Below are 11,870 nucleotides of genomic sequence, written 5' to 3'. Positions count from 1 at the left end.
AGAACTTGAAGTCAAGTCTCATCTCATTTTTGCTAATTCCCGTTGCTCCACTTGCGCCCGGACAATGAGCTTGTCCAATGATTGGCTCAAAAGAAGCACCTCACGATTCAGCAAATTTTGCTTTAATAAAGCTGTTTCCACCATTTTTCCGCGCAATTTCTCCATTTCGAAGAGCAATTGCTTGTCCATGTCCACTTCACTCCATCGTTCTGTAATCATGGACATTATACGACGACCGCCATCACAAAAACTGTCACAATAAGTCGAGGCAAATATTACAATTGTGTTACAAAATCTTAAAATCGAGGAATTATGGCTTTAACCAGCGCTAAAAACTGTGATTTCACACGTTCTGTCGTCTCCATTACCTCGGCATGTGACAAGGGCTGGTCCAAAATACCTGCTGCCATATTGCTTATACAGGAGATGCCGAGCACCTCAAGACCCGTATGTCTGGCGGCAAGCACCTCGGCAACGGTCGACATTCCGACCGCATCCGCGCCCAGCGTGCGCAGCATCCGGATCTCTGCTGGCGTCTCATAGTTAGGCCCAAGCAAACCGGCATATACGCCTTCCCGCAGCGTCAGCCCCTGCGTCACCGCGATTTCCCGTGCTGCGGCACGCAGCCGTTTGCTGTAAGCCTCCGACATATCAGGGAATCGTACGCCAAGCTCGTCTTCGTTCGGGCCGATCAGCGGATTTTTGCCCGTCAGATTCAGGTGATCGGAAATGATCATCAAATCGCCCGGCTCAAAGCTCGTATTAACGCCGCCTGCGGCATTCGTCACGAGCAGCGATTTTGCGCCCAGCGCCTTCATCACCCGAACCGGAAAAGCTGTCAACTCAGGGCCATACCCCTCATACATGTGGAAACGGCCGCGCATAAGCACAACCGGCCGGCCCGATAAGATCCCTACTAGCAGTTCTCCTGCATGCCCTTCAACGGTTGACACCGGAAAATGGGGAATGCTCTCGTAAGGAATGACAACGGCCTCCTCCAAATGATCGCCAAGCACACCGAGACCCGAGCCCATGATAAGTCCAATCTCTGGCTTAAGCGGGGTTAGGGCTGCAATATAGGCTGCCGCCTCCTTAATTTGCACTGCTGTCAATGGTTGCACCACATTCACCTTTCCTTTCCCCTTATTTGCAGAGTAATTCTGTATTCAGTCCGTATCGGTGATCAACAAGTCCAGAAAGCTTGTCCCGTTAGGCGGAGCCTGCACGCCGAAATTGTCGGCGATTGTTGCGCCCAGATCGGAGAAGGTCACTCGAGTCTGAAGTTGACCTCGCTGGTTAAAAGCCGGACTGTACAGCAGTAAAGGCACATACTCACGCGTATGATCTGTCCCCGGATGGACGGGATCATTGCCATGGTCGGCCGTCACGATTAGCAGATCACGTACCCCAATCCTCTTCTCCAGCTCAGGCAGGGCGAGATCGAATTGCTCCAGTGCTTCTGCGTAGCCTTGTGGATCACGGCGATGGCCATACAGCGAGTCGAAATCGACCAGATTCGTAAATAGAAGTCCTTGGAATGGTTCATTCAGCGCATCCAGCGTTTTAGCGATGCCATCGGCATTGCTTTTCGTCGGCGTCGACGCACTGATGCCCTCGCCATCAAAAATATCGTTAATTTTGCCAACGGCGATCGTTGCGTAGCCGCCATTCTGCAAAGCGTTCAATACAGTAGGCTCTGGCGGTTTAACGGCGTAATCATGGCGGTTGGGCGTCCGCTTGAAAGCGCCAGGCTTCCCTATATATGGTCGGGCAATCACGCGGCCTACTGCATAACGTTCATCCAGCGTCAGCTCCCTGGCGATCTCGCAGGCGCGGTACAATTCCTCAAGCGGAATGATATCTTCATGCGCCGCAATTTGAAAGACGCTGTCCGCGGACGTATAAACGATCCAATCGCCGCTTTCCATTTGCTGTGCCCCAAGCTCGTCCAAGATATCTGTCCCGCTTGCCGGCTTATTGCCGATCACTTTACGTCCGGTACGTTCCTCGAATGCGGCAATAAGCTCCTCAGGAAAGCCTTCAGGGAAAGTCTGAAACGGCACCGTCAGCTTCAGACCCATCAGCTCCCAATGACCGGTCATCGTATCCTTGCCGACGGAAACCTCTGCCATTTTTCCAAAATAAGCTTCCGCTTCACCTTCAGAAGGCTCCCACCCGCTAATCTTCGCAATGCGGTCGAGCCCCCATCTGCGTAAATTCGGCAGTTGAATGCCCGGCACTCGTTCTACGATATGCCCGAGCGTATGAGACCCTTTGTCCCCGAAGGATTCAGCGTCGGGAAGCTCCCCGATGCCTACGCTGTCCAGTACAATTAATGCGATACGGTCGAATTTCATCGGCATAGGCACTTCACTTCCCCTTCTATATGTATTAAGCGCGTGGATGAGCCTGCGTATAGGCATCCTTCATCCGCACTTTGGCGAGCCGGGTATATCTTTGGGTTGTCGATATATCCGCATGTCCGAGCAGCTCCTGAACGGCCCGCAAATCGGCGCCGTTATCCAGCAAATGCGCGGCAAAGGAATGACGCAGCGTATGCGGCGTAATATCTTCTTCGATGCCTGCTGCCTTCGCATATTTTTTGATCATTTTCCAGAAGCCTTGCCTCGTCATCCTCGTTCCCAGCACATTGAGAAACAAAGCCTCCTCACCGGGAGACTTCTTCAGCAATTCGCTCCGGGAAGCTTCCAAGTAATGCTCAAGCGCTTCCTTGGCCATCCGGCCAAACGGAATAATCCGCTCCTTCATCCCGCTCCCCACGCACCTGATAATATTGAGCTGAAGATTGACGCTATCAAGGTTGAGCATAATTAATTCCGTCACCCGAATGCCCGTCGCGTAGAGCAGCTCCAGCATCGCCTTATCTCGAATGCCTGCCGTCGTAACCGGTTGCGGGGCATCCAGAAGCAAACCGGCCGCTTCCACCGATAGAACGCTTGGCGCTTTCTTCTCCTGCTTGGGCGATTCCAGATAGATTGCAGGATTATGCGCAATGACGCCTTCCAGCGCTAAATAATGAAAAAAAGCGCGGATCGATACGATATGTCTTGTCAGAGTGGCCGCTTTGCGCCCAGTCTCCTTCAACTGCAGCATATAATGCGACAGATGATGCCGCTGTACATCAGCCGGACGGCTGACAGCAAGCTGTGACAAGTAGTCGACCAAGCCGCTCAAATCACGTCCATACGATTCAAGCGTGCTAGGCGACAATGAACGTTCCACCGCTAAATGCCGAATAAACGACTGTACTTGATCATCCATTGCAATTGGCAATTCCTTTCATTGGCGTTCCTATGGCCTATCAAAATGCTATCCATATATTCCACGCCAAGCCGTGCAAATCCTGCTTTTAAGCAAACATTCGACCGGATGCCCGCCTGTTATTCGCCATACCAATAAAACCAGCGAAGCCGGTCCGCTAAGCTTCCGTTGCCCGGAATCATCGGATCGGCTTGAAATACTTTCATAGCGGCACCCTTCGGTTTATGATACGGATGCACCGGCGAGATTACGTCTACCAGCCAGCTATACCCGCCGGTTGCAAGGATCAGCAGCATCGAGAAAATAATGGCGAAAACGATGCGGCTAACCCATTTGCGAAGCGACAGCACCATGATCAGCAACTCCCCTTTCCTTCATACGGATGAAAAAAATGCTCGTCCGTACCACCATATGAAAAAGAGAGTCACATTATGTTAGAACTAAGTCTCCAGCCGGTCGTACGCTATCGCATCCAGCCAGCGCTCCAGCGGCGTATAGCTAATGCCGGTAGAGGCTGCTACCTGCTCATGAGTCACAGCTCCAGCATGCGTGTTAACGCCTTTCTGCAGCGGCAAACTGCCTTTCACAGCCTCCCAGCCGCGGTTTGCCAAATCCAGCGCATAGGAAATCGTTGCGTTCGTCAATGCGAACGTGGACGTTCGCGGCACGGCTCCCGGTATATTCGCAACCGCGTAATGAATGACGCCATGCTTAATATAGATCGGATCCGTATGCGTCGTCGGCCGGTCGACCGTTGCGATAGAGCCCCCTTGATCAACGGCTACGTCGACGATAACAGCGCCCTTCTTCATCCCTTGTACCATTTGCTCTGTAACGAGATGCGGCGCTTTGGCGCCCGGAATGAGCACCGCTCCGACCAGCAAGTCTGCTCTGCTGACCGCTTCTGCAATATGATAAGGACTCGACATGACCGTTTTGATCCGGCCGCCGAAAATATCGTCCAAATAACGCATCCGATCGGCGCTCTTCTCCAAGATAACGACATTCGCTCCCATACCGATTGCGATTTTAGCCGCATTCGTGCCTACGACGCCGCCGCCGACAATAACGACGTCTGCGGGAGGAACCCCTGGTACGCCGCCCAGCAGAACGCCTCGGCCGCCGTTGAACGCCTCCAGAAACTGCGAGCCGACCTGAACCGCCATCCGGCCAGCAACCTCGCTCATCGGCGTAAGCAGCGGCAGGCTGCCATTCGCGAGTTGAATCGTTTCATACGCGATTGCCGTCACCTGTTTGTCGACAAGCGCCTGCGTCAAGTCCGGAGCCGCCGCCAAGTGAAGATAAGTAAACAATAAGAGCCCTTCACGGAAATAGCCAAATTCTGAAGCAAGCGGCTCCTTCACTTTCATAATCATATCCGCTTGCCCCCATACCTCCGAAGCTGTCGCTTTGATGACAGCGCCTTCCCGTTCATAATCCCGGTCCTCAAAACCGCTTCCTTCGCCGGCCCCCGTCTCAACAAATACGGCATGGCCGGCGGCCGTCAGCATCGTAACACCCGCCGGTGTCAAAGCGACGCGGTATTCGCTCGCTTTAATCTCTTTCGGTACCCCGATTTTCATGATCTGACCCGCCTTCCGTAGTTGGTCTTACTATGATGTATGTTTCGCTGCAGCTGAATGTCCGTCCTGCACGTCAATAACAATCATTTGATACTCTCCTAAATACCTTCGCCACACATATGCTGTCTTAATTTCCGGCAAATTATGTGCATTTGGACGTATACCCCTGCCGTCCGGATACCTTCGTTCATAACCTGAACTAATGCGGACAATGACAAGGAGGTTGCCTTCGATGCCCAGACTCGAACAACTGCTCACCATTCACTCCAGGAGAGCTCCCTCAAAGTATACCGTTCGTAAGCTCATTGCTTTTAAGACGGGTAACTCCTATAAACGCTGTCTTCGATATTTGAATGTCAATGGCATTCGCCCATTCAAGCGTATTCCTGGAAGCAAGATGATAGGCTGTCTCTTCGACAGCCGGCTGTCGTGGGAGAAGATAAGAAAGCATCCCAGCATCAAACTCATTGAACCGGATAAAAAACTAAGAACGCATGCTTTCCTGCCCTCTCCACTGGGAACGGGAATGTCCAAACCGAGCCGTACGCCACAGTTCAAGTCTGTAAGTAAACCCAATACGCGAAGAAACTCGCGTGCTTCACTGCTGTCGTCTTCATGTCCGCCCGATATGCCTTGGAATTTATGTGCGATCGCAGCGCATAAGGCATGGAAACGATCACAGGGCGCTTCTGTCAAAATTGCAATTATCGATACCGGCATCGCCCCGCATCCAAGCCTGCGTATTGCCGGAGGAATCAACACGGTTAACGGCGGCAGCTATGCCGACGACAACGGCCATGGGACGCATGTGGCGGGTATCGCAGCAGCGACCGGTGTTAAAGGCTGCCAAGGGGTAGCGCCAAATGTAAAGCTGTATGCAGTTAAAGCTCTAGATCATGCAGGAGCTGGCTATGTGTCCGATATTATTGACGGTATTGAATGGTGTATTCGCAACAAAATGTCGATTATTAATATGAGTTTTGGATTAGAGAGAGGCGATTCCAGCGAGGCGCTTCATAACGCGATTAGAAAGGCAGTCAGAAAAGGGATCATTGTCGTTGCTTCAGCGGGAAACTCCGGTCCAAACACCTTCCAGCTGGATGAGCCGGCCGCATTCTCGGAGACGATTGCCGTGGCGGCAACAACAAGAGAAAACCGGATTGCGAATTTCAGCAACAGAGGCAATGGCATCACGATTGCAGCGCCGGGTGAGGATGTTCGTTCAACTTGGCTGAACGGAAATTTTTTGACCGTATCGGGAACGAGTATGGCATCTCCACATGTGACGGGAGGCGCTGCGCTGCTGCTCGCGCTTAAACCTGGTCTGACTCCCAGTGAAGTAAAAGTGCTGTTGAAAAAACAGGCGCTGCAATTGGATGATATCCCCGTAACTGCACAAGGCTCCGGCCTGCTGCAGCTGGATTTTCTATAATAAAACCTCTTAAAAACGCCAAAACGGCTCGCCGTCCAGTTAACTGGGCAGCAAAGCCGTTTATTGTTCATTAGGTTTGTCGTTTTTTGCGTTGCAGCGGTGGCAAATGCCTTGGAAATCAAGCCGATGATCCAGTACGGTAAAACCGAACTCCTGCTCAAGTCGCTCTTCAAGCGGCAAAAGCCAATCCTCTTTGATCTCATCCATGGAACCGCACTGCACACATATCAAGTGATGATGGTGGTGTTTGCTGCTGTCCGTACGCAAATCGTAACGGGCAACGCCGTCGCCAAAGTTCAGCTTTTCCACCACATGCATTTCGCTCAACAGCTCCAATGTCCGGTAAACGGTAGCTAGACCGATCTCCGGCGCCTTGTCTCTAACGAGCATGAATACATCTTCTGCACTCAAATGGTCGTCTTCGTTTTCGAGCAATACTCGAACTGTTGCCTCACGCTGCGGGGTTAATTTGTAGCCCTGCGACTGCAACTGTTGTTTGATCTTCTCAATCCGGGCTTCCATGATTTCCCCCCTACCACATGTCTGCGCCAACTTCCGGTTTGCTTTTATTATAGGGGTTAATGGCGGAAAAAGTCAAACGTTTTGGCTTTATACGGCCGATGCGGTTCCTGTCATTAGCGGCGTTACCCACTGCATGAGAATGGGCGAAACGTAGGCTTCGAGCAGCGCCGCCCCGGCAAGCAGCAAAAGCATGAGAAGCGCAGTTGACGAAAAGGCTGCTATTTGCGGCGCCAGACTGCCCTTTTGCTGAAACAGCCGGTTTTTGATGACATATGTCGAAAATGAGATGGCAGCGACGCTCGCTACCATCAGCGCGGGAACGACGATTAGATTCGGCGGCGCCACAGAGACAAGCGAGAACAGCAAGCCTTCCCAGGCATGCTGGCTGATCAGAGTGCCGATTGAGAAACCGACGAGCACCCCTTTCAGAAAGTCGAGCGCCAGCACGAAAGGAACGCCCACTACCGTTACGCCAAGCAGCCATAGCAGCAGCATCCATTTGCCGTAAAACATAAAGCGTTCCCAGAAGGAATGCGCCACATCCGCAAAGGTTCCGCTATCGACCAAATGAATATATTGATTGACGTTGGAGGCCAAATCCTGCTGCTGCTCCAGCGTCAGCGCTTGAACCATCAACCCGCCGAAAATGACGCCCACAACGAATAATACCGCTACAAAAATATAAAGCGTGATATGATTTTTGCCATTTTCCTGCAGCATAGCCGTGCGCAAAACCAGCCACTCCCTTCGGACAAGATATACGTTCATTGTATGATCTCTTGTCCGTTCCTATGACGGGAGCTTGCCGCTTACTCTAGTCTCTTAGATGCTGCCGTTTGCAAGATAGAGCTTCCATGCGTATACAGCCAATATCGTCTTCGCATCGCTGATGCGGCCTTCAGCTATATAAGCCTCTGCTTGCTCCAGCGTGATGGCTTCAATTTGCAAAAACTCATCCTCATCAGGATTTAGCGTTCCTGGCACGACCTTATCGGCGAAATACAAATACAGCTTCTCGTCTGCGAAGCCCGGCGACGTATAGAAGGCGCTGACTAGCTTCAATTCCTCTGCACGATAACCGGTCTCCTCCTCCAGCTCCCGCGCGGCGGCAACTGCCGGATCTTCCCCGGGGTCGAGCTTTCCGGCCGGAATTTCGATCTGGAATTTCTCGAGCGGTTTGCGGAATTGCTCCACTACGAGCAGCTTGCCGTCCAGCAGCGCCATTACAGCTGCTGCGCCCGGATGCTTCACGATTTCTCTCGTTGCCGTTTTACCATCGGGCAGTGCAACGGTATCAACCTGCAGTGAAATTATTTTCCCGTCAAAAATAGATTCCGTGCTTACCGTTTCTTCGCGCCATTGCTTCAGCTCATCTTGTGCCAATTCGATCGCTCCTTATTTTTCAAATCCTTAATCTATTCATTTTAGGTGGTTATAACTTGTCCGCAACGGACATAGATATCATTATACCAAATCACGAGGGGTGCGATAAGGATGAAACAGTATATAAGCGTTAATGAGCTTCGATTGGTAGGAAAGGCCTGGGAAGTACGTCACAAGCTTCGCAAGCTGACCGCCTCCCACGCACCAGAACGGACGCTTCGTCAGCTGCTGGCAGCGAAACAAAATTAACATTCCAGAATACTGGTCCAAATAAAAAAAGGCTTCTCCGCTCATGCTCGCGCATGAATGGGAAGCCTTTTCTCGTATCCAATCCGTTTATCCCTTTGCCGCCTGTTGAATGACGGAGACGACAAATTCAGTTACTTTGACCAAATTTGATACCTTAATCTGTTCTTTGGTCGTATGGATATGCTCGTAGCCGACGGCAAGATTGACGGTAGGCAGTCCTAATCCGTTAAAAATATTGGCGTCGCTGCCGCCCCCGGAATGAAAACCGCGCGGCTCCAAACCGATCGCACGAGCGGCCGCTTGCGCGACTTGGACGACATGTGATTGCTCATCATGCGAATAAGCCGGATATACGATGCTGCTCTCAAACTCGCCTCTTGCGCCGCAATCCCTCGCAGCACTCTCTACCGCTTCACGCATCGCATCAAGCTGACGCTCCAGCTTCACCTGAACGATACTCCGCGCCTCCGCATCCAGCCGCACGAAGTCGCATACGATGTTCGTTGCACCGCCGCCCTCGAAACGGCCGATATTGGCCGTCGTTTCCTTATCGATCCGGCCAAGCGGCATTCGGCTGATCGCTTTGGATGCAACCTGAATGGCGCTAATTCCGTCCTCGGGATTGACACCAGCATGTGCAGACTTGCCATGCAGCTTGATCGTTACCTTCGCTTGCGCAGGAGCGGCAATCGCGATATCGCCAATCGCGCCGTTCGAGTCGATGGCGTAGCCGAAATCGGCCAGCAGCCTTGCAGGGTCGATTGCCGCAGCGCCGACAAGACCCGATTCCTCGCCGACCGTAATAACAAACTGAATGCGTCCATGCGCGATTTGCTGCTCTTTCAGCACCCGTATCGCTTCCAACAACGCTGCAATTCCAGCTTTGTCGTCAGCACCCAAGATAGTCGTGCCATCGCTGCGGATATATCCGTCATCGTCCAGCTGAGGCTTTACACCAACGCCAGGTGTTACAGTGTCCATATGGCAGGTGAACAATATTGTCGGTGCGGACGCGGCGCCGGACGGCTCTAGCAGCAGAAACAGATTGTTAGCGCCATGCCCGGTTCGGGCATCCGCATCATCCTCTTCTACAGTAAGACCCAGCTCTTCGAATTTTTTACGAAGCACACGGCTAATTTCCTGCTCATGCTTCGTCTCGCTATCGACCTGCACCAGCTCCATGAACTCTTTCACAATTCGTTCCTGATTGACCACAGCCATTTCCTCCTTCGCCGTTTTCGATTAAAATAGAATAGACTTGTTTAACATGCACGTCCAATCCCTTGGAAAGGAGCGCTTTAAGATGAAATCACAGAAAATGATCCGCCTCGTCGCTATGATCGTCGCGGGCGCAGTACTGCTGTCCACGGTTATCGCTTCACTCGGCTGGCTCTTCTACTAGTGTATGCCGCCCATACTGGAATACAGAGCTGAAATGCGGCACGATTTCCCGTGCCGCTTGAGCCACGGTCATATTCTTCCCCGTTAAATCATTAAACGACGTTACGCCGTACTGCTCAATCCCGCACGGAATAATGCCGCTAAAGCCCGTCTGGCCGATACCCGATTCAATATTTAAGGCAAAGCCATGCGACGTAATGAATCCCTTCCGTCCTCGCGAACGGTTAAATTTCACCCCGATCGCCGCAATCTTCTCATCGCCGACCCATACACCGGTATATTCGGGCTTTCTTCCCGCTTCAATACCGTAATCTGCCAGCCAATTAATGAGCACCTGCTCCACACTTCTCAAGTAACCGTGTAAATCAAGTCCCTCCGCCTGAAGAAAGAGCAGCGGATAGCCGACTAATTGACCCGGTCCGTGATACGTAATATCCCCGCCCCGGTCAATTTCAAACACCGTTATGCCCCGCTCCTTCAGCTGCTCTTCATCCAAGAGCAAATGCTCCGGATGACGATCCGAGCCAAGCGTATAGGTTGGGGGATGCTGAAGAAGGAGAAGCGTCTCTGGACGCTCCTCCTTATCAACTTGCGTTACGATCGATTTTTGCAAATCCCAAGCCTTCGCATAATCGAGCAACGGTATATAACGGGCTTCCAGTGTCGTCCTCGCGCCATGATGCTTGGCAACGTCAGTCATCTGTATACCCCATTTCTGTCTTTCAGACTAGATCTTCGCTTAATACAGCTTTGTATCGGTGTTAAAGCTCTCCAAAGTTTCCTTCACGCGCTGCAGGAATCGGCCGCAAATGATGCCGTCCAAAATCCGGTGATCCAGCGAGAAGCACATATTGGCAATCGAACGTATCGCAATCATATCATTGATAACGACAGGACGCTTGACGATCGATTCAAATGTAAGGATAGCCGCCTGCGGATAGTTGATAATCGGATTCGTAATGATCGAACCAAACGATCCTGTATTGTTGACGGTAAACGTACCGCCTTGCATATCAGACAGCGTCAGTTTCCCTTCGCGGCCGCGGCGGGCCAGATCGTCGATTTCTTTGGCGAGTCCGGCAATCGTTTTGTGATCGGCATTTTTAATAACCGGCGTTGCTACCGATTCCTCTGTACCAACCGCGAGCGAAATATTAATATCCCGCTTCACGATAATTTTATCGGCAGCCCACATGGAGTTGATAATCGGGAAATCCTTAATTGCATTGACGACCGCCTTCAGGACAAAAGCGAGATAGGTCAGATTGACGCCTTCCCGTTTCATGAATTCATCCTTCAGCTTATTGCGCAAGGCAACCAGATTCGTCACATCTACCTCGATCATCATCCAACCATGAGGAATTTCGGTGACGCTTTGCTTCATATTGCGGGCAATCGCGCCGCGAATCGGCGTAACATCGATATAATCCTCGCCGCGTCCTTGCTCGGTCGGCTGTACGGTCGGAATGCGCGGCGTCTCCGCCAGATGCAAGCCAGAGGAACGGACATCCGCTTTCGAAATGTCGACTCTGCTTTCATTAGGAACGCCAGCGGCGACGTAAGCAAGCACGTCCTTGCGCGTAATGCGTCCGCCCATGCCTGTCCCAGTCACATCGGCCAACCGGACGCCATGTTCGGCTGCAAGCGTCTGTACCGCCGGCGAATAGCGGTTTCGCATCGAGCCGCCACCTTCTTCGGTTGCTTCCGTGGAAGGCCCGTCGTAACGGCCAGCTGCAGTACTAGCAGTTGACGCTGCAGGCGCTGCTTCATCGCTCTCCGTCGCAATATAACAGACGACGGTGCCAACCGGTACCGTCTCTCCGCTTCCGACGACAATTTTGGTCAGTGTGCCGGATACCGTGGAAGGCAGCTCCGCACTCACTTTGTCGGTTATTAGCTCGCAAATCGGTTCATATAGATCGACATGATCGCCCGGCTGCTTCAGCCACTTGTCAATGGTCGCGGATACGAGCGATTCGGCAAGCTGCGGTATGACGATTTCCTTCTCTACCTTCATT

The 11,870-nt window shown here is 52.1% G+C and carries 15 protein-coding genes; 3 read left to right on the top strand and 12 right to left on the bottom strand.

The window, feature by feature from the left end; translation table 11 throughout:
- Window positions 1-18 precede the first annotated feature (18 nt).
- The 6 genes from IEX98_RS03870 to ald all read right to left on the bottom strand — a co-directional run bounded on the left by IEX98_RS03870 (window position 19) and on the right by ald (window position 4,865).
- Window positions 19-189 carry an aspartyl-phosphate phosphatase Spo0E family protein gene (locus IEX98_RS03870; RefSeq protein ID WP_042162633.1) on the bottom strand — a complete coding sequence of 57 codons (171 nt, stop codon included), beginning with the start codon at window positions 187-189 and terminating at the stop codon, window positions 19-21.
- Between the two features lie 107 nt (window positions 190-296).
- Window positions 297-1,121, bottom strand: coding sequence for a purine-nucleoside phosphorylase (locus IEX98_RS03865; RefSeq protein WP_188887962.1), 825 nt, complete (start codon window positions 1,119-1,121; stop codon window positions 297-299).
- A 45-nt stretch (window positions 1,122-1,166) separates the two neighbouring features.
- Window positions 1,167-2,357 (bottom strand): phosphopentomutase, encoded by a 1,191-nt coding sequence (gene deoB / locus IEX98_RS03860; protein ID WP_188887961.1) that lies wholly within the window; start codon window positions 2,355-2,357, stop codon window positions 1,167-1,169.
- Between the two features lie 34 nt (window positions 2,358-2,391).
- Complete coding sequence (gene xerD / locus IEX98_RS03855; RefSeq protein ID WP_188887584.1) at window positions 2,392-3,282, bottom strand: site-specific tyrosine recombinase XerD; 891 nt, start codon at window positions 3,280-3,282, stop codon at window positions 2,392-2,394.
- Between the two features lie 119 nt (window positions 3,283-3,401).
- A complete protein-coding gene (locus tag IEX98_RS03850; RefSeq protein ID WP_188887583.1) occupies window positions 3,402-3,635 on the bottom strand; it encodes a DUF4227 family protein in 234 nt (77 codons plus the stop codon).
- An 87-nt stretch (window positions 3,636-3,722) separates the two neighbouring features.
- Window positions 3,723-4,865: an alanine dehydrogenase gene (gene ald, locus IEX98_RS03845; protein ID WP_188887582.1), complete on the bottom strand. Its 1,143-nt coding sequence runs from the start codon at window positions 4,863-4,865 to the stop codon at window positions 3,723-3,725.
- Window positions 4,866-5,097: 232 nt separating this feature from the next.
- Here ald and IEX98_RS03840 point away from each other — a divergent pair, with 232 nt between their 5' ends.
- Window positions 5,098-6,297 (top strand): S8 family peptidase, encoded by a 1,200-nt coding sequence (locus tag IEX98_RS03840; protein ID WP_188887581.1) that lies wholly within the window; start codon window positions 5,098-5,100, stop codon window positions 6,295-6,297.
- A gap of 60 nt (window positions 6,298-6,357) precedes the next feature.
- On the opposite strand, the gene fur is transcribed toward IEX98_RS03840, so the two are convergent.
- From fur to IEX98_RS03825, 3 genes are all read right to left on the bottom strand, one after another.
- Window positions 6,358-6,819 (bottom strand): ferric iron uptake transcriptional regulator, encoded by a 462-nt coding sequence (fur, locus tag IEX98_RS03835; protein ID WP_042162640.1) that lies wholly within the window; start codon window positions 6,817-6,819, stop codon window positions 6,358-6,360.
- An 87-nt stretch (window positions 6,820-6,906) separates the two neighbouring features.
- Window positions 6,907-7,587 (bottom strand): stage II sporulation protein M, encoded by a 681-nt coding sequence (spoIIM, locus tag IEX98_RS03830; protein ID WP_229691952.1) that lies wholly within the window; start codon window positions 7,585-7,587, stop codon window positions 6,907-6,909.
- A gap of 54 nt (window positions 7,588-7,641) precedes the next feature.
- Entirely contained in the window at window positions 7,642-8,202 is a 561-nt protein-coding gene (locus tag IEX98_RS03825) for an NUDIX hydrolase (protein ID WP_188887580.1), read from the bottom strand.
- Window positions 8,203-8,313: 111 nt separating this feature from the next.
- Between IEX98_RS03825 and mciZ the strand changes: the two genes are divergently transcribed.
- Complete coding sequence (mciZ, locus tag IEX98_RS03820; protein WP_188887579.1) at window positions 8,314-8,451, top strand: Z-ring formation inhibitor MciZ; 138 nt, start codon at window positions 8,314-8,316, stop codon at window positions 8,449-8,451.
- An 87-nt stretch (window positions 8,452-8,538) separates the two neighbouring features.
- On the opposite strand, the gene IEX98_RS03815 is transcribed toward mciZ, so the two are convergent.
- Window positions 8,539-9,672, bottom strand: coding sequence for a M20/M25/M40 family metallo-hydrolase (locus IEX98_RS03815; RefSeq protein WP_188887578.1), 1,134 nt, complete (start codon window positions 9,670-9,672; stop codon window positions 8,539-8,541).
- An 82-nt stretch (window positions 9,673-9,754) separates the two neighbouring features.
- Here IEX98_RS03815 and IEX98_RS29610 point away from each other — a divergent pair, with 82 nt between their 5' ends.
- Window positions 9,755-9,853, top strand: a complete 99-nt coding sequence (locus IEX98_RS29610) for a stressosome-associated protein Prli42 (protein WP_445376009.1) — start codon at window positions 9,755-9,757, stop codon at window positions 9,851-9,853.
- Here the strand turns inward: IEX98_RS29610 and lipB are convergent.
- A complete protein-coding gene (lipB, locus tag IEX98_RS03810) occupies window positions 9,830-10,552 on the bottom strand; it encodes a lipoyl(octanoyl) transferase LipB (RefSeq protein WP_188887577.1) in 723 nt (240 codons plus the stop codon). The two genes, IEX98_RS29610 and lipB, sit on opposite strands and share 24 nt — an antisense overlap.
- Window positions 10,553-10,591: 39 nt before the next feature.
- Entirely contained in the window at window positions 10,592-11,869 is a 1,278-nt protein-coding gene (locus IEX98_RS03805) for a dihydrolipoamide acetyltransferase family protein (protein WP_188887576.1), read from the bottom strand.
- Between the last annotated feature and the right edge of the window lies 1 nt (window position 11,870).

It is taken from the genome of Paenibacillus radicis (ex Gao et al. 2016) (assembly GCF_014641555.1).
In the GTDB taxonomy this organism is placed as follows: domain Bacteria; phylum Bacillota; class Bacilli; order Paenibacillales; family Paenibacillaceae; genus Pristimantibacillus; species Pristimantibacillus radicis.
This window is presented reverse-complemented; position numbering and strand designations above follow the sequence as displayed.